This window comes from Corallococcus sp. CA054B (genome assembly GCF_003611625.1).
In the GTDB taxonomy this organism is placed as follows: domain Bacteria; phylum Myxococcota; class Myxococcia; order Myxococcales; family Myxococcaceae; genus Corallococcus; species Corallococcus coralloides.
Genome location: NZ_RAVY01000002.1, coordinates 67,773 through 87,502, shown reverse-complemented (window position 1 = coordinate 87,502; position 19,730 = coordinate 67,773). Strand labels below are relative to the sequence as shown.

4 protein-coding genes are annotated in these 19,730 nt (G+C 68.2%); all 4 read left to right on the top strand.

Annotated elements, in window-relative coordinates; all coding sequences use genetic code 11:
• Positions 1 to 280: 280 nt before the first annotated feature.
• From D7V80_RS00855 to D7V80_RS00845, 4 genes are read left to right on the top strand one after another with little or no spacing between them, the layout of a single operon-like run.
• Positions 281 to 10,372 carry a neuraminidase-like domain-containing protein gene (locus tag D7V80_RS00855; protein WP_147446953.1) on the top strand — a complete coding sequence of 3,364 codons (10,092 nt, stop codon included), beginning with the start codon at positions 281 to 283 and terminating at the stop codon, positions 10,370 to 10,372.
• Positions 10,354 to 11,370, top strand: a complete 1,017-nt coding sequence (locus tag D7V80_RS41625; protein WP_158616527.1) for a hypothetical protein — start codon at positions 10,354 to 10,356, stop codon at positions 11,368 to 11,370. Before D7V80_RS00855 ends, D7V80_RS41625 begins: the two co-directional genes overlap by 19 nt.
• Positions 11,367 to 12,344 carry a methyltransferase domain-containing protein gene (locus tag D7V80_RS00850; RefSeq protein WP_158616526.1) on the top strand — a complete coding sequence of 326 codons (978 nt, stop codon included), beginning with the start codon at positions 11,367 to 11,369 and terminating at the stop codon, positions 12,342 to 12,344. The genes D7V80_RS41625 and D7V80_RS00850 overlap by 4 nt, the downstream gene beginning before the upstream one ends.
• A 27-nt stretch (positions 12,345 to 12,371) precedes the next feature.
• Positions 12,372 to 19,730: a SpvB/TcaC N-terminal domain-containing protein gene (locus tag D7V80_RS00845; protein ID WP_120586354.1), complete on the top strand. Its 7,359-nt coding sequence runs from the start codon at positions 12,372 to 12,374 to the stop codon at positions 19,728 to 19,730.

Here is a 19,730-nt window from a genome sequence, read left to right as displayed (position 1 = left end):
GCACTTCACGCGTCAGATGCATGGCGCCCCAGCTCTGACCTGCCGCGTCTCCCGATGGTGCCTGCACTTTGATTCCAACCTCACAGTCCCACCAAACACAGCATTGCAGATGCCAGGCAATTGGCGGCAAGCTTTTGCCACATCACAAGTCTATGCATGAAAGTGCGTGGAGAATGCCATGGACCAGACGCCTCCAAGTGGAGAAGGCCTCCCGGAGTTCCAATTCCTGGTGCGTGGCAATCTCACATTTCGCCAAGGCCTCGCCATTTCGGGCGCAACCGTGCGCGCCTTCGACAAGGGCCTTCGCGACGAGGGGCTGCTCGCGGAGAGCCTGACCAACGAGCACGGAAACTTCGAGCTCTGGTACTCCATTGATCAACTCCGCCGCCGGAACAAGATGCAGGCGGATCTCGTCGTCCGTGCCTACGCCCCCCTGACTCCCGGCGAGCCCATCCGGGTCGCGGAGCCCGTGGCCGAGTCGAGGATCATCTTCAAGGCGCAGACGGTGGAGAAGGTCCGCCTCCTGGTCAGGGGCGGGCCGGAAACGATGTGGTCCGAGTACGAGCAGCTCATGTCCGAGCTGAAACCACTGCTTCAGGGGGCCTCGCTCGCGGAGCTCGCCGAGGACACCGACCGCAAGGACCTCTCGTACCTGGCGGGACACACGGGAATGCCGCCCAAGAAGGTGGCGGCGCTGGTGGTGGCGCACAAGCTGGCGGCTAGGACAAAACTTGCGTCCCCGGAGCTCTTCTACGGCCTGGTGCGCAAGGGCATGGGGACGAACCTCTCGGCGCTGCTTGCCCAGGGGCCGGACACACTTCGCCGTATGGTGCAGCAGGCCGCGTCCCGGCGGCTCATCCCAGGCAAGCTCAAGCTCGAGACGGACGCGGTCCAGGCGCAGCTCCACCAGGCCGCCGTGCAAAATGCCGCCAGCCTGAGTCCCAAGGACGAGACGCCGGGGTTCGGAGATCTCCTTGCCACCACGCTTCCCGAGCAGCAGCAACGGGAGGACTTCGTCTCCAGGTACCTGGACCACAAGGGCCCGGTGACGGAGTTCTGGAAGGACCTGGAAGCGAACTCGAAGCTCAAGTCCCGCGTGCCGGAGTTGCAGCTGACACTCCAGCTCGGCGCGCTGACCAACAACCACCCTCCGCTCGTACGGGAGCTGCTGCGACTGCACGCGGACGGGGCATTCAAGTCCTTCCAGGAGCTGGCCCGTTTCGGGCAGAAGCAGTGGCTGAAGATCATCGGCGGGCTCGAGGTGCCCGAAGAGCATCGGATCCCCGCCTCGATCCCGGGGAGCGACCTGCGCGTAAGGACGCTGGTCTACGCTGACACCATCCGCCGCATCCTCGATGACACGCTGCCGACGGAGACCGTGGCCTGGCGCGCTCGGGAGGACAAGACCCTGGACGAGGACGTCCGCGCGTTCTTCACCCATGTCACGGAGCGAGGTACCGGGTTCGACCTGCGTGGAGGAGACGTGTCCCAGGCTCTCACCGGAGCGCCCACGCTGATGAAGAGCGTCAAGAACCCGGAGCGCGTGAAGGCGCACGTCCAGGGCATGCAGCGGGTGTTCAAGCTGACGCCCCGCTATGACGGGATGAAGTCGCTCCTCGATGCCGGACTGGACTCGGCGCTCGCCATCTCCCAGGTCGACCGCAATGACTTCTCCGCGCGCTTCAAGGGCGCCTTCGGGACCCAAGCCCTGGCGCGGCACACCCACGACGTGGCCTCCCAGGTCTCCGCTTCCGCACTCCACCTGCTGGCCAACCACGGCCAGGAGTTCAACCGCGTGGAGCTGGCGGCGCTGGCCCCTGCGACGCCCGTGGGCCTTCCCAACCTGGAGTCGCTGTTCGGCACGCTGGACCTGTGCCAGTGCGAACACTGCCGCTCCGTCTACGGCGCCGCCGCCTACTACACCGAGGCGCTCGCCTTCCTGAAGGAGCGCAAGCAGACCCGCACGCTTCCTGGAGGCACGACGGTCGCGACGAACGCGCGCGACATTCTGCTCGAGCGGCGGCCCGACCTCGGGGAGATCGAGCTGACGTGTGACAACACGCAGCTCACGCTTCCCTACGTCGACCTCGTCAACGAGTTGCTGGAGAACGCCGTCTCGCCGCCCCCCACGTTCACGCTGGCGGCGTCCCTTCAAGCGGACCTCGACAGCCGCACGCTGTCGGCGGCGGTCCGCGCGGCCTTCTCACAGAATGGCGTGCAGCTTGGCGCCAACCACCTCGTCGTGGTGGTGCAGGCCGCGTCCCGCTGGTTCATCACCGACCATGCGCAGCTCTGGCCCATCCGCAAGGACACGGCCACGGGGCTGCTCCAGGTGGGCCCGGTGGCCTACCAGAGCAGTGGGACGTCGGCGGAGCTGCGCGCCACGCCCCAGCACCGCAACGAGGCCGCGTACGACAAGCTCCGCTCGGCGGTGTTTCCCTGGACGCTCCCGCTGGACCTCGCGTGGGAGGAGACCCGGCACTACCTGGCCCACCTGGGCGTGAAGCGCCATGACCTGATGCGGACCGTCCGCATCCCGGATCCGCTGACCGCCCTCACCCACCTGGACATCGCGTCCGAGTCCCAGGGGCTGCTCCCCGTCGAACGTCAGCTCCTCTCGCGAGGACGGCCGGTGCGGCTCGTCGTCACCAGCCCGCTCGCGTCGCTGTCGGGAACGCAGACGGTGGGCACCGTGGCGCTCGTGGCGGGCGACGTCGTCCTGCTGACGGCCCAGGCTCAGCCCGCGCAGAACGGCCTGTACACCGTGACCGCCGGAGCGTGGACCCGCGACCCCGCGCGTACCGCCTTCGTGCAGCTCCAGGCTCCCGTGGCGGGCGTCCGCGCCCGGTGGCTGATGAGTCCGGTGGGGAGCGCTGGCACCCAGGCGAGCGCGGTGGACACCTGGGACGCATGGGGGCTGAAGGAGACGGGCAACGCAGTGAGCGTCTTCGACCCGGCCGCCCCGGCAGCCCCCGTCGTGAAGTCCCTGGGCTGGCTGGAGGCACTGGCCCAGGTGCGGGTGGTGCTCGACCGGGCGGCGCTGGAGTATGAGGAGCTCATCAGCCTGCTCCAGCTCAAGTTCATCCAGGCGGGCCTCACACTCAGTATCGAGTCCGCGGATGCCTCCGACCTGACGACGTGTGACACCGCGAAGCTGGTCCTGAAGGGACTGACCTCCGAGGTGCCCGACCGCCTGCATCGCTTCGTGCGGCTGTGGCGCCGGCTCGGCTGGAGCATGCGGGACCTGGATCGCGCCATCGGCATCTTCAGCGGCGGCATCGCCGACGTGAACGCCCGCATCGACGACGCGCTGTTCATCAAGCTCTCGCACGTCCAGCGGCTGACCCAGCAACTGGAGCTGCCCGTCGAAGCGGTGCTGACGTTCTGGTCCACCCTCGACATCGAGGGAGATGCGTCGCTGTACAGGCGCGTGTTCCTGAACCCGGCGCTGAGCAAGCCTGCGGAGCCGGCCTTCCGCCTCCTCGGCACGGAGCTGGCCATCGTCACCGAGGATCCCGCCAGCGCCCGCCTCTCCAATCAGGCCCCTGTCATCCTCGCCGCGCTGGGCCTCAGCGCCGCCGACCTGCTCGCGCTCACCACCGACGTCGTCACGGACGACAAGCTCAACCTCTCCAACCTCTCCAAGCTGTACCGCTACACCCAGCTCGCGAAGGGCCTGGGCGTGGCGATCCCCGACATGCTGGCGCTGATGGCACTGGCGGTCATCAATCCCTTCAATCCCGCGCAGACGGTGGACATGCTCCTGTTCGCGGACCTCGTCGCGAACGTGCGCGCGTCCGGGTTCAGCGTCGAGGAGCTCGACTACCTGCTGCGACACCGATTCACCCAGGCCTCTGGACTGGCCCCTGCGGACGAGGAGAGTGCCGCGACGCTGGGCACCCTCCGGGAAGACCTCCTCAAGATCCAGGACGAGACCTCGCTCCGCGCGGACCCGACGGGCGTCCTCACGCGAGGCAGGCTGGCCCAGCTCCAGTGGCCCGCGGAGACCATCGACGAGGTGATCAACACCCTCAACGGCCAGGTGCTCCACGAAGTGCCCCTGGCGACGCTGCCGGCGGGCCTCACCTTCCCGGCGTCCCTCCAGGGACGGGCGTCCTATGACGTCACTGGAGCGAAGCTGCGCGTCCTGGGGCCCCTCACCCTGGCCGAGCAAACGGACCTCCAGAACGCGTCCAACGACGCCGCCTACCGGAGCGCGGTGGGCCTCCTCTTCAACCAGCCCCGCGCGTTGATCGCGGCGAAGATGAAGGCTTTCACGCTGCCCACCTTCTCGACCGCGCTGGCGAACCTGCCGACCGGCATGGCGTTCCCCCGGGAGCTGGGCAGCCGCATCTACCATGACGCCCCAGCCGGCCAGCTTCGCTTCGCCGGCATGATGACCAACACCGAGCGCGCGCTCCTTCGCGGGCTCTCGGCGAACGCCACGTACCAGACCGCCATCGACGCGCTCCATGCCGCGCCGAACGGCTACGTGCCCCCGGCGGACAGCGTCTTCGTCACCAACGCGGACATCGCGCAGCTCTTCGACACGGCGCAGACGCCCGAGCAGCGCTTCGCCCTCATCCTGGGGAAGCTGCACACCTACCTGCGCACGACCCTGAGCACCGGGGCGGTCGTCCAGCGGCTGTCGGGCGCGCTGTCCCTGGAGCCCCGCGCCACCACCGAGCTGCTCATCCGGCAACTCCCCTCGCTGACCGTCGCCGGACAGAAGGCCATCGCCGACTTCCTCGCGCCCGCGTACGCGGAAAGCAATCCCAACGTCCCGCTGAAGCCCGCATCCTTTCCCAACCTCTTCAAGACCTTCACCCGGTTGCAAAAGGCGGCGCTGCTCGTCACCCGACTGAAGATGACGACCTCGCAGCTCACGTGGTTCTCCGACTTCGGCCCCACGGTCGTGCGACGGCCGGTGGCGTGGGCCCATGACGCGCAGGTCACGGCGGGCTGGCTCCAGCCTGACGCACTGCCCATCACGCTCGTCACCACGCCCACGCCGGTGCTCTTCGCGAGCTGGCTCCGGCTCATCGCGCTGTGCCAGCTCCGCGACCGGCTCCCGCGAGGCGAAGCCGCGTTGTCCGCTCTCTTCACCCTCGCGCGGCGGACCACGCCCGCCCCCACGCTGGACGAGTTCCTCCAGGAGGTAAGCACACGGACCGGCTGGCCCAGGAGCGAGCTGCTCGTCGCCTCCCCCTTGGTCGCCCCGTCGTTCCCCAACGACTACAAGGACGAGGTCGGCCTGTCGCGGCTGGAGGACTTCATGAAGATCCTTCAGCAACTGGAGGTCCCCGCCGACCGCAGCCGGGAATGGAGCATGCCCGAGCTCACGCCCGACAACGCGCGCGCCGTCCTCAACGTGGTGAAGGCACGGTACTCGGAGACGGAATGGCCGGAGGTGGCCCGGAAGCTGCGGGACGTCCTGCGCGAGCGCCAGCGCTCCGCGCTGGTGGCCTACCTGGTCCCCCGCCCCAACGCCGCGCTGGGACATACGTGGGACAGCGCCAACAGCCTCTACACCCACTTCCTCATCGACGTGGAGATGTCGCCCTGCTTCCTCACATCGCGAATCAAGCAGGCCAACAGCTCCGTACAGCTCTTCGTGCAGCGCTGCCTGATGGGGCTGGAGACGGGCCGGGGTGTCGTCGCGGATCAGCTCTCCGACGCAGGCTGGCTCCAGTGGCAGTGGATGAAGAGCTACCGCGTGTGGGAGGCCAACCGGAGGGTCTTCCTCTATCCAGAGAACTGGCTGGAGCCCGAGCTTCGGGACGACAAGACGCCGCTCTTCGAGCAACTGGAGAGCTCGCTCCTCCAGGGGGACATCAATTCAGAGACCGCGGATGACGCGTTCCTCGGCTACCTGGAGAAGCTCGACGAGGTCGCACGGCTGGAGATCGTGGGCCTGTATCCAGAGCCCGCGCTGGAGGGGCTCCAGCCGGAGATCCTGCACGTCTTCGGGCGCACACGGGGCGGCACCCCCGCCTACTTCTACCGGAAGCGCATTGGCGCCGGACGATGGACCCACTGGGAGCGCATCGAGGGCGACATCGGCGGAGCGCAGGTCATCCCCGTGGTCTGGAACTCCCGCATCCATCTGTTCTGGCCGATCATCTCGGAGCTCACCGAGTCCCCCGACACCAACACCACCCATCCCTCGGCGCCGACGAAGTACTTCGAGATCCAGCTTGCCTGGACCGAACGCAGACATGATCGCTGGACGGCGAAGAAGCTCACCGCGGAGAAGATCCGCTCCAACATCGTCCCGGACGCACGGCTGACGGATGGCGGAAGGAGCAAGCACACCTTCCGCGCCGAGCTCGACGGCGCCGCGCTGCGCATCTGGTACGAGTACGAGAATCCCGAGCTGACGAGGACGATTCCCACCTCCCCCACCTATTACGGAGGGCCCACCGGGACGACGACGATCCACTACGCCGTCATCAAGGGCTTCCGCTTCACCGGCTGCAATGGACGCATTGATATCTTCTCCAAGGAGGTCTACGGCGTATTCCCTCCCCGGGGAACGAAGGTCGACGGCATGCAGTTCTCCTCGGCGAACAGCTCACCGCTCTACCTGCCGCGCACCCCGGACGGGAAGAACGAGGAAGCCGCGCTGAGCAGGATGCTCGGCCTCTACAGCCTCGCGTACGCCTACGATGACAACTCGATCAATGGCCACGGATCCTTCTTCTTCCAGGATGACGTCAAGACGTTCTTCGTCACGCCCCAGCAGGTCAATTCGACCGCGTGGGCGGCGGACGCGTCCCGGGTGGCCCCCACGGCCATCGACACCGTGCGCGCGCTCTACTACGAGCCCCGGCGCCTCGCGCGCCCGCTGGATGTCAGGCAGCGGATCGACCCCGTCCCCGTCCGGCGGCTGAAGCTCGTCGAGAAGGCGCGCGCCCGCGCGGAGCAGCGCAAGCTCCTGGCCGCGGGTGTGGGTCCACGCACCGGCGCCCGGCGGATCCAGACCGGCAAGTCCCTGGAGGCTCGCGAGGCCCAGGCCACCCCGGCGCCCCCGGTGAAGACGTCCCTTCGCCGACAGGAGGTCACCCTGGTGCTCGACCGGGGCGACCGCAAGCGCTTCACGCTCGCCAACTACATCAAGGACTCGCGCCTGTTCGAGAAGACGCTCGTGGCTCCGCTGGCGCCCGTGGAGGTCCGCTACAGGTTCTGGACCTTCTATCACCCGTACGTCTGCAACTTCATCTCGCAGCTCAACTGGCGGGGCATGGACGGACTGCTGCGGCGCAAGCTCCAGCTCCAGTCCGCGAAGACCTTCAAGGCACGCTACTCGCCAACCGTGCTGGTCAGCCGGGGAGATCCCGTCACGGAGGACCAGTACCCGGTCGAGGACGTCGACTTCACGCGGCTCGGTGCGTACTCCCAATACAACTGGGAGCTGTTCTTCCACGCGCCGCTGCTCATCGCCTCGCGGTTGTCGCAGAACCAGCGGTTCGAAGAAGCACAACGCTGGTTCCACTTCATTTTCGATCCGACCAACACGGCCGACACCGTGGTCCCCCAGAAGTACTGGCGTCCCAAGCCCTTCTACGAGCAGACCCAGGCGGACTACGCGAAGCAGCGCATCGACAACCTGCTCACGCTGCTGGCCAAGGGGCTTTCGGATCCCGAGCTCGATCAACAGGTCTCCGAGTGGCGCAGCCACCCGTTCGACCCGCATGCGATCGCACGGCTCCGGCAGGCCGCGTACCAGAAGTCGGTGGTGATGAAGTATCTGGACAACCTCATCGCCTGGGGTGATCAGCTCTTCAGACAGGACACCATCGAGTCGATCAACGAGGCCACCCAGCTCTACGTGCTCGCCGCGGAAATCCTCGGGCGCAGGCCGACGAGCATCCCGCCGCGCGCGCTGCCCCAGGTGCAGACGTACAACTCGCTGGACCCGGCGCTCACGAGCCTCTCCAACAAGCTGGTGGAGCTGGAGCAGATCGTCCCGGCGCCACGCCCCGACACCGTCGTCGTCCCGGCGGGGACGCCGCCTCCGCTGCCCAAGCTGCTGTATTTCTGCGTGCCTCCGAACGACAAGCTGCTCGGCTACTGGGACACCGTCTCCGACCGGCTCTTCAAGATCCGGCACTGCATGAACATCGAAGGCGTGGTCCGGGAACTGCCGCTCTTCGAGCCTCGCATCGATCCCGGGCTGCTGGTGCGGGCCGCCGCCGCTGGCGTCGACCTGTCGAGCGCGCTGAGCGACCTGGACACGGCCATGCCGCACTACCGCTTCACCTTGCTCAGCCAGAAGGCCACCGAGCTCGCGGTGGAGCTCAAGTCGCTGGGCTCGGCGCTACTGACGGCACTGGAGAAGCGGGACGCGGAAGAGCTGGCGCTCCAACGTGCGACCCAGGAGGCAGCGCTCCTGGCGCTGGTGGAGTCGACCCGGCAACAGCAGCACGCAGAGGCTACGCAGGCAGTTGTCGCGCTGCGCGCCTCGCGAGAGACCGCCGTCGAGCGCTGGAAGTACTACCAGCGGATGCTGGGCGTCACGAGCCCCGTGGCACCCGCCGAGGGAGCGGCCATCCCGGAGCAGGCGCCGCCCGACCTGGCCACCATCAGCCTGGAAGGCACCAAGCTCACCCTGCACGAGAAGCAAGAGCTGGATCAGCTCAAGGTGTCCCACGATCAGCAGGGCACCGCGGCGGACTGGGAGTTCGTGGGCAGCATCCTCGCGGCGATTCCAAACCTTGCCCTCGACGTGAAGCCCTGGGGCGTGGGTCCGGGCGTCTCGTTCGGAGGCTCGAACCTGGTCGCGGCCATGGGGGCTGTCGCGAACCGTCACCGCAGCGACTCCTCGGCTTCCGCCTACGGCGGCAGCCGCGCGGCCCGGCTGGCCCAGTTCATGATGCGCGAGAGCGACTGGTCCCTGCAGAGCAACCTCGCGGCGAAGGAGATCCTGCATATCGATCAGCAGATCGCCTCGGCGCTCCTGCGCGAGCAGGTCACGCAGTCGGAGCTGGACAGCCACCGCAAGCAGATGGAGCAGTCACGGAGCATCGTGGACTTCATGCGCACGAAGTACACGAACCACGAGCTGTTCGACTGGACCGTGGGGCAGGTGTCCTCGATCTACTTCCAGGCGTACCAGCTCGCCTACGAGGTGGCGAAGCGCACCGAGCGGGCCTTCCGCTTCGAGCTGGGGCTCCAGGAGTCGAGCTTCATCAAATTCGGCTACTGGGACAGCCTGCGGAAGGGATTGCTGGCGGGCGAGCGCCTCTTCCAGGACCTGAAGCGGATGGAGAACGCCTATCTCGACCAGAATCGGCGCGAATACGAGATCACCAAGCACATTTCGCTCGCGGCGCTCCACCCGGAGGCGCTCGTCTCGCTCCAGGAGACGGGCAGCTGCTTCGTCCAGCTCCCCGAGGCAATCTTCGACGTCGATCATCCCGGGCACTACATGCGCCGGATCAAGTCGGTGAGCCTCACCATCCCCGCAGTGGTCGGCCCCTACGCCAGCATCTCCTGCAAGCTCACGCTGCTGGGAAACCGGATCCGCAAGGAGACGCGCACCACTCCGGCCCACGCGTGGTCAGGCCCCGACGACACGCGGTTCGTCTACAACAGCGGAGGCATCCAGTCGGTCGTCACCAGCTCCGGCCGGGAGGACAGCGGTCTCTTCGAGCTGAATCACCGCGATGAGCGCTACCTGCCGTTCGAAGGCGCCGGGGCCATCAGCTCGTGGCGACTGGAGCTGCCCACCCAGTTCCGGCAGTTCGACTACCGCACCATGACGGACGTGGTCCTGCACGTGCGCTACACGGCCCGCGACGGCGGCGAGCCGCTCAAGCAGGTGGCCCTGGCCCAACTGGACAACGCACTCCGGCAGATGGAGCTCGAGGAAGGCCGCAAGGGGCTCTACCGGCTCTTCAGCGCGCGCCATGAGTTCCCCGATGAGTGGCACGCGTTCCTGTATCCGCCGGACAGACAGACCGCGGCCCAACGTTTGTCGCTCCCGCTCTCGCGAGACCTCTTCCCCAGCGCGTTGCAGGATCGGGCGCTCAAGATCGACGGACTGAAGCTCTTCCTGAGCCTGAAGCCAGGGTCCACGTATGACGACGTCAATCACCTGATCCTCGCGCTGAAGCCGCCCGGCTCCGCGCCTCCGCAGCAGGTGGAGCCCGGACGCGGCAAGGCCCGCATGGGGAGCGTGCCTTTCGACTCCATCAGCTTCGGCACGGGGGTGCTCATCCCGGACGGCGCCCCGCAGGCGTGGACGCTGGACGCCACCACCGTCCCAGAGCCCCTGCTCATGGACGTGGTGACGCCGGGAGGCACCGTGAAGCGCATCAACCCGGAGCTGGTTCGCGATTTCGGGCTGCTATGCCACTACACGTTCTAGCCCCTGAGGGAGCCGCGTGGCCCGCGCTCCAGGCCTGGACGGACGGGGCGGCCCATCGACTCGGCGCGCGGGCGCCCTCGGCGTACCTGGGCGAACTGTTCGAGCGGACGTTCGCGCTGCCGGCGGGAGACCCCCGCTACGGCGGGAACGCGCTCGTGCCGGGCGCGCTGCCCCTGGAGGTGTCGTTCTCGGAGAGCGCGCCGCATCAACTCCGGCTCGACGTAGAGCCCTTCGGCCCCCTGCTCGCGCCACGCGAGCGGCTTGCCCACGTGAAACAGGCACTGCGAGCCCAGGCCCAGCGAGCCTTTCCGCATGCGCTGGCCATGGCGTTCGACGCCGCGTCCGAGCAGTGGCGAGGCCATGTCCCGGGAGAGGCCGCTCGCTTTGGCGCGTTCTTCGGTGCCGCGCTCGATGCCACCGGGCTCGCGGAACTCAAGCTGTATCGCGAGACGGGTCCCTTCGAGTCACTTCCCTCACGCGTGCGAGAGGAAGCGATCAGGGTCTCCGCGCTGCTACCAGGAGTCGAGCCGCACCTGCACTCGACCACCCTGGGGAGGGGGGGCGTCGTCGAGCGCCTCTATCTGCTGTGCCGCCAGGGATTGCGCCTGCGTGGCCTGGAAGGACTTGCGGCGGAAGCGGGCATCACCGGGTCGCTGCCCGCCTTCCTCCAGACCGTGACCCTGCTGACGGAGGGAAGGCTGGTGCTGCCACCGGACTCCGCCATCGTCGGTGTGCGCCGGAAGCCCGCCGGGTGGGAGCTCAAGCTGGAGCTGTTGCCCGGCGCACTGGCCCCTTCTCCCGCCACGCGTCACGCAGCGGTCGAGCAGGTCCTCGCCGGACGTCCCGACGCATGGCGTGCCTTCCGTCGCTGGATGGAGGCCGTCCGTCCCGAAGGTGCGTCCTCGCCTGGGGAGATCGCCGTCGTCAGCGTGCGCGTGGCGCCCTGCACCCCACCCCTCCTCAACGTCTACCTGTGTCCCGCGGGAGTGACCCGATGACGCATTCCGCATTCGATGAGCAGCGGATGGAGATCGCCCGGAGGGCCGCTGCGCTGCTGTATCAGAGAGGGGCTTCGCGCGTGTGGGTCTTCGGGTCGCTCGGTCGTGGGGAGCAGCAAGATCGCCGGTCCGACCTGGATCTCGCCGTGGAAGGGCTTCCCTCAGCCCGGCTTCATGAGGCGGCTCGGGACGTCGAGCGCCTGGCCGGCTTCCACTCCGACGTCGTCGACAGCCAGTTCCTCGACCCCCATGTCCGCGCCGGGTTCATGGCCTCGCGCCAGTTGATGGCGCGCGGTTCCGCGGCGGAAGGAGGACCGCCCCGCCTGGCTGGGGCCTCGCGACGGGATCCCGTTTCTCTCCCGGCCGATCCCCGGGCCGGCCTGCAGCAGCAGCGACTGGACGCGGTGAGCCGGGTGCTCCGGGAGTCGGGCGCGCGGTGGGTGCTGGATCTCGGCTGCGGCAGCGGTGCCCTGCTGTCACTCCTCGCACGGGAGTCGCGCTACGAACAGCTCACGGGCGTCGACCTGTCGGATGAGTCACTGGTCGCGGCACGCCGCCGGCTGTCACAGCACCTCACTTTGGAGCAGCAAGGACGCGTGCAGGTTTTCCTCGGCATCGTGACGCACCGGGATCCGCGACTGCTCGGCCATGACGCCGCGGCGGCCGTGGAGGTGATCGAGCACATGGATCCGCCGCAGCGCGCCGCGTTCGAGCACGTGCTCTTCAACTACGTGCGGCCGGCCACGCTCGTCATCACCACGCCCAACGCCGAATACAACGTGAAGTGGCACTCCGGGCCCGGCCGGTACTTCCGCCACCCGGATCACCGGTTCGAATGGACGCGCGCCGAGTTCCACGCGTGGATGGGCGACGTCGCGCACCGCGCCAACTACGAGGCCCAATGGGCGGGAATCGGCCCCGACGATTCAAAGCTCGGTCCCCCCACACAGATGGCCGTGTTCTCCCGTTCTTGAACCCATAGCCGTCGTTCGGACTGTGCGATGACAAACGACGAAAAGCCTACCGAAGCGGTGCATGGGAAACCGTCGGCCAGTCAGCGCCCCACGCCCGGCCCAGGTGTTCCCGAAGCGTCCGGCGAGTCGACGGCCGCCTCCCTCCTGCCCGCGCTTACCCTCCCCAAAGGCGGTGGCGCGGTCCGCGGCATCGGCGAGAAGTTCTCCACCAACCCGGTCACGGGCACCGGCTCGCTGAGCATCCCGCTCGCCACCTCCGCGGGCCGGGCCGGCTTCGAGCTGGCCCTCTCCCTTCGCTACGACTCAGGCGCTGGCAACGGGCCCTTCGGGCTGGGTTGGCAGCTCTCGGCACCGTCGATCGTCCGGAAGACGGACAAGGGGCTCCCACGCTACTTCGACGGAGAAGTCTCTGATGACTTCCTGCTCTCGGGCGCGGAGGAGTTGGTCCCCGCCTTCACGTCCGGCGGAGGCACGGCCCCCGACACCCTCGAATCCGGCGAGCACACAGTGCGGCGCTACCGGCCCCGGAGCGAGGGCTTGTACGCGCGCATCGAGCGGTGGACCCACAGGCACACGGGCGACGCGCACTGGCGCGTGACGACGCACGACAACGTCCTCAACATCTACGGCAGGAGCCCGAACGCCCGCGTGGCGGATCCGGAGCACCCGGCGCGGGTCTTCGCCTGGCTGCTGGAGGAGACGCGGGACGACCGCGGCAACATCGCCCGGTATCTCTACAAGGCGGAGGATGCTTCCGGAGTCGACACGGGCCTGCTCAGCGAAGCGAGCCGCTTCGAGATCTCGGCGGACGGGTCGCGCCGGTTCCTCGCCACGGCCCAGCGCTACCTGAAGCGCATCCAGTACGGAAACCGCGCCCCGGTGATGGACCGGAATGCTCCCGCGCCCACCCGCGATGAGGACTGGCTCTTCGAGGTCGTCCTCGACTACGGCGAGCATGACGCCGCGTCGCCGACCCCCGCCGAGGCGAGACCGTGGCCGGCCCGACAAGACGCCTTCTCCAGCTTCCGTGCCACGTTCGAGGTGAGGACGTATCGGCTGTGCCGTCGCGTCCTCGTGTTCCACCGCTTCGAGGAGCTGGGGACCACGCCCTGCCTCGTGCGCTCCACCGACTTCGACTATGGGGAAGGCCCCTCTGTCACCTATCTGGAGCGCGCGACCCAGGCGGGCTACCGCCTGTCCGCGGATGGGGCGCAATACGAACGGGCAACCCTGCCGCCGCTCGAACTGGGTTACGCCAGGCCGGCCGTTCATGAGGAACTCCGGACGGTGGACCCCGCCAGCCTGGAGGGCCTCCCCGGAGGCATCCCGGGCGCGGGCGCCCAGTGGGTGGACCTGGATGGCGAAGGACTTCCGGGCGCGCTGATCCCTACCCCAAAGGCCTGGCTGTACAAGGCGAACCTGGGAGACGGCCGGCTCGCCCCGCCCAGGCTGTTGCGCTCGCTGCCGTCACCCGCGGAGCTGGCCACCGGTACGCAGCAGCTTACCGACCTGGATGGAGACGGCCGGCTGGAGCTGGTCCAGTACACGCTGCCGCTGCCTGGCTATTTCTCGCGGACCCCCGAGGATGGCTGGGCGCCGTTCATGGCGCTGCGCGCTCTGCCCCGTATCGACTGGAACGATCCGAACCTGCGCTTCATCGACCTGGATGGCGATGGACACGCGGATGTCCTCATCACCGAGCAGGATGCGTTCGTCTGGTACCGCTCCCTGGCGAAGGACGGCTTCGAGCCCGAGGCGCGCATCCGAAAGGCCACGGCAGAACGGCGGGGTCCGACCGTCGTCTTCGCGGACGGGACGGAGAGCATCCATCTCGCGGACATGAGCGGGGATGGAATGGTGGACCTCGTCCGCGTCCGGAACAGCGAGGTCTGCTATTGGCCGAACCTCGGTCACGGCCGGTTCGGGCGGAAGGTCACGCTCGGCGGCTGCCCCAGGCTTGATGCGCCCGATCAGTTCGACCCCCGGCGCATCCGCTTCGCGGACATCGACGGCTCCGGGACGAGCGACTTCGTCTATGCCGGCCGGGACGGCGTCCGCCTGTATTTCAACCAGGCAGGCAACACGCTCTCCGAACCGACCCGGCTGGAGTCGCTGCCAGCAGTGGACCCACTCGGCAGTCTGTCGGTGGTGGACCTGCTGGGAACGGGGACCGCGTGTCTCGTCTGGTCGTCGCCGCTGCCAGGGAGCCAGGCTCGCCCGTTGGCCTATGTCGACCTGATGGGAGGCCAGAAGCCGCACCTGCTGCTCCGCGTCGTCAACAACCTCGGGTCCGAGACGCACATCTCCTACGCGCCGTCGACGAAGTTCTATCTGGCGGACAAGGCCACCCACAGGCCCTGGCTCACCCGGCTCGCCTTCCCGGTCCAGGTCGTCGAACGCATCGAGCAACTCGACCAGGTCGCGAAGACGAAGCTGGTGACCCGCTTCGCCTATCACCATGGATACTTCGACGGGTACGAGCGTGAGTTTCGGGGGTTCGCCTGCGTCGAGCAGTGGGACGCGGAGCACCTGTCCTCCGACGGCGGTCCTGTTGGAGCGCTCGACCTGCCACCTGTCCGGACCATCACCTGGTACCACACGGGAGCATGGCTGGAGCGTGAGCGCTTGGAGTGGGCTCTCGCGAAGGAATGGTACGCCGAGGATCCAGGTGCACCGCTGCTCCCTGGCAGCCGTTTGCCGCTCGGCCTGCCCCCGGACGAGCAGCGAGAGGCGGCGCGCGCCATGCGTGGCCAGCCCCTGCGCCAGGAGGTGTACGGGCTGGACGGGACGGCGAACGAGGCGCGCCCATACCTCATCACGCAGAGCAACTTCCAGGTTCGATGCCTCCAATCCAGGGGAGGGAACCGGTACGGGGTGTTCGACGTCCATCCGCGCGAGACACTCACCCTCCACACCGAGCGGAGGCTGGGTGATGCGCGCGTGGAGCACGAGTTCACGCTGGAGGTCGACCTGCTTGGGCACGTGCGGCGCTCGGCGCATCTCGCGTACCCGCGTGCCGGCGCGGGTGAGCCCGAGCAGCGTCGGCTGCTGGCCACCTGTACGCGCATTGAGCTGGCGTCACCGCTTGGCACCGCCACCGACTTCCGGCACGGCGTTCCGACCGAGCACTCGCGCCACGAGCTCCCGCTGGCGGCGGGGAGCGGGTTGCACTCGTTCGAGGGGGTCGACGCGGCGATGCTCGGGGCGGTGGAGGTGGGCTTCGACGTGACGCCGACCGCCGGTCAGATGCGCGTCTTGGAGCGCCGCCGCCACCGTTACTACCGGGATGACCTGTCCGGTCCCCTGGGCGCGGACGCCTCCGGGACACGCGCCCTGCCCTATGATCAGCATGCGCTGGCGCTGCCGGCCACGCTCCAGGCATCCGTCTTCGGCGCGCTCGTTCCAGCCGGCGAGTACACCGGCGCGGCCGGCTATCGGAGCATCGCTGGCGACCTCTGGACCGGCTCCAGCGTGACGGTCTACGACCCGGCGCTGTTCTACCAGCCGGTCCAGCTCACGGACCTCTTCGGCAACACCACCTCCGTCCGCTACGACCGGTACGGGCTCCACGCGGTGGAGCAACACTCCTCGGACGATCCAGCGTTCGACAGCGTCACCCGGGCCGAGATCGACTACCGCACCCGGGCCCCATGGCGCCTCACCGACGCCCATGGCAACCGCAATGCCGTCGCATTCGACGCGCTGGGCATGGTGGTGGCCACCGCGTCGATGGGCCGCGACGGTGCGGGAGAAGGCGACACCCTCGCGGACCCGACGACGCGCATCGAGTACGACGTCTCTCGCTGGCATCGGGAAGGACGGCCAGCGTTCGTCCACACCTTCGCGCGCGAACGGCACGGCTCCGCCAACCAGCGCTGGCTCGAGTCCTACAGCTACTCGGACGGCTCCGGCCGGGAGCTGCTCAAGAAAGCGCAGGCGGAGCCTGGGCCTGGCGGGGAACCGCGCTGGGTGGGAACGGGGCGAACCGTCTTCGACAACAAGGGCAATCCGGTCAAGCAGTACGAGCCGTACTTCTCGACCACCTTCGAGTACGAGGACGACCCGGCGCTGGTCATGACCGGCCACACGTCCCTCTACCACTACGATTCGCTGTCACGGCTGGTCCGCACCGACTTCCCGGACGGCACCTTCGCCACCGTCACCTTCGACGCCTGGAGCGAAACGCGCGCCGACGCCAGCGACAATGTGCTGGAGAGCGCGTGGTATGCGGATCGGATCGCGCGCCCGCCAGGCGATCCGGAGCGCCGCGCCGCCGAGCTGGCCGCCGCACACTCTCACACCCCTGCCGTTCACGCGGTCGATCCGCTGGGCCGGACATTCCTCTCCATCGCGGACAACGGTTCGGACGGGAAGTATCTCACGCGCATCAAGCTGGACATCCAGGGCGACCACCTCGAGGTGGTGGACGCGCGCGGCGTCACAGTGCTCCGGCAGACCTTCGACATGTCGGGGCACGCCATCCGCGTGGAGAGCAGCGATGCCGGCGTCACCATCAACCTGTTCGACGGTATCGACCGCCCATACCGTTCGTGGGAGGGGCGGGGCTACGCGCACCGCAAGCGCTATGATCGCCTCCGCCGGCTCACGCACGTCTACGTGGCGCCCCCCTCCGAGCCGGAGTTCCTGGCGGAACGGCTGTTCTATGGAGAGGGTCTGCCTGGGCCCAATCTCCGGGGAAGGCTGATCCATCACTTCGATGGTGCCGGGGTCACCACCCACGAGATTTACGACTTCGAGGGCCGCATCACCCGCTCGTCGCGCCGCCTCGCGGTCAGCTACCATGCGGTTCCCCGCTGGGCGCCACTGGACGCGCTCACGGATCCAGGGGCGGCGCTGACCGCGGCCTCTCCGCTCCTCGAAACGGATGTCCTCACCACACTCACCGACTACGACGCGATGAGCCGGGTCGAGCGTGTCGTCACACCAGATGGCACGGCGGCGTCGTTCGCGTACAACGAAGCCGCGTTGCTGGACCGCGTCGACGTGGCCGTACGCGGCGCCTCGCCGTCCCGGTTCGTCGACAACATCGATTACAACGCCCGAGGACAGCGGACCCAGGTCACTTATGGTGGCGGGGGCGTCACGGCGACGTACGAGTACGACGAGCGTTCGACCATGCTGGTGCGAGTGCTCGCCTCGCGAGCCTCGGACGGAGCGGCGCTGCAGGACCTCCGGTACACACTGGATCCGGCGCACAACATCGTCGAGGTCCGCGACAGCGCGCGGCAGCAAGTGTTCTTCAACGGAGGCTCGACCGACGGCACCCAGCGATTCGAGTACGACGCTCTCTACCGGCTCATGCGCGCGGAGGGCCGAGAGCATCCCGGACAGGTGGGCTACGCGCTGGGGTCGAATGGCTACCCCGAGGCGCCCCTGGCGCAACTCCCGCACCAAAACGACCTGCAGACGCTGCTGCGCTACGTCCAGAAGTACAGCTACGACAAGGTTGGGAACATCCATGAGGTGAAGCACTCGGTGCCTCTGTCACCCGGAGGCGGCTGGACACGGGCCTATGAATACGCGCCCGACAGCAACCGCTTGAAATGGACCAGCCAGCCTGGAGACGGCACGACGGGCACACACGCAACGCGCTACCACTACGACGAGCGCGGAAACCTGGTCGCCATGCCGCACCTGTCGTCGCTGAAGTGGGACCATGACGACAGGCTGGCGTCCGTCGACCTGGGAGGTGGAGCACGGGCGTATTACGTCTACGACAGCCAGGGCCAGCGCGTCCGCAAGGTCATCGAAACAGGCGGCACGTCGCGAGAGCGCGTGTACGTCGGCAACTTCGAGCGCTACCGCGAGCGCACGGGGACGACCGTGACCCTTGAGCGCCAGACGGTCCACGTCTACGACGGCCACAGGCGGCTGGCGTTGGTCGAGACCGACGTGACGAGCGCGCCGTCGCCGGGCGCAACGCGCATCCGGTTGCAGTTCGCCAATCACCTCGGGACGGCGACGGTGGAGAGCACATTCGACGGCGTCCCCATCTCATACGAGGAGTACTATCCGTTCGGCGGCAGCTCGTTCCACTCGGGCGATCCAGACAAGCGCTATCGCTACACAGGCAAAGAGCGCGATGACGAGACGGGCTTCTACTACCACGGGGCGCGCTACTACGCGCCCTGGCTCGGCCGGTGGACGAGCCCCGACCCGGCCGGTCTGATCGACGGCACCGACGTCTATTCCTACGTCGAGAACAATCCCATCAAGCTGAGCGATCCAACCGGCCTGTGGGAATGGCCGAGCGCCCGGACCGTCGCGGTGGTGGCGGCGGTGGTGGTGGTGGGCGCGGTGGTCACGGTCGCCACCGCCGGGGCCGCCGCTCCGCTGGTGGGAGCGGCTGTCGCCAGCATCGGTTTGACCGGTACCGCCGCCACCGTCGCCACCGGGGTGGTGGTGGGTGCGGTCGCGGGCGCGGCAGGGGGTGTGGCCAGCGAGGTGACGCGCACGGGCGTGGGCGAGGGTCGCCTCCCGACCGGGCGTGAGCTGGGTCGCGCGGCGACGATCGGGGCGGCGCTCGGCGTGGTCACCGGTGGCGCCGGTGCGTTCGCGTCCACGGCGCGCGGAGTTCAGGCAGCGAGCACGGCCGCGCGAGCGGTGTCTCGGGTCCCCGGCGCCGCGACCGCGGCCCGAGTCGCGAGCACGGCCGGCAAGGCTGCGTCAGCGGTCGCGCGGACACCGGGCGTCTCACACGCCGTCCGCGCCACGGCCGCGGTCGCCCGCGCCACGGGACGTGGCCTCGGAACGATCGAAAGGGCGGCCGGAAGCGCGGGCATTCGCGCGGCGCGAGGCGTCTTCGCCAACAGTCGAGCAACGGGATTCCTGGACACCTTCCAGGCCACTCGCAGCGTCACGTCCGCGTTCGGCGCGGCGCGCCCCTCCGAGCCGCTCCGAGCGAGCGCGGATCCGGCGGCAGAGCTCTTTGGCCCGGGCTCCCAATCCCATCCGGAGGCCTGGGCTGAACACACCAGCACCGTGCGGAAGATGGGCGCCGTCATCGAAGAGCGTCCCGGCGCCCTCGCATACATGCCCAGTTCCACCCCCGGCCGAGCGGGAACCATGTATCTGGACCCGGACGCATCACTTTCCGCGCTCAAACACGAACTGCAGCACCTCCTCGACGATGCCGCTCACGGATTCCCCGGCCAGGCGGCGCTCTTGGGCAATCCGTCCGTCCGATGGGCTTTTGAACGCTCCGCCTATGCGACCGAGATCGCACTGGCGCGTCGAATGCTGGGCGAAACCACGGCCGCCGGTACTGCTGCCACGCGCGAACAGATCCAACAACTGATCGGCTCGCTCCAACAGCTGCGCACGGGGGAATGGCGTAGGATCTTCATGCCTCACCTGGGACGATGA

Coding starts and splice junctions, on each gene's coding strand:
- D7V80_RS41625 (WP_158616527.1), top strand. CDS start 10,354: ATGCCACTACACGTTCTAGCCCCTGAGGGAGCCGCGTGGCCCGCGCTC.
- D7V80_RS00850 (WP_158616526.1), top strand. CDS start 11,367: ATGACGCATTCCGCATTCGATGAGCAGCGGATGGAGATCGCCCGGAGG.
- D7V80_RS00845 (WP_120586354.1), top strand. CDS start 12,372: ATGACAAACGACGAAAAGCCTACCGAAGCGGTGCATGGGAAACCGTCG.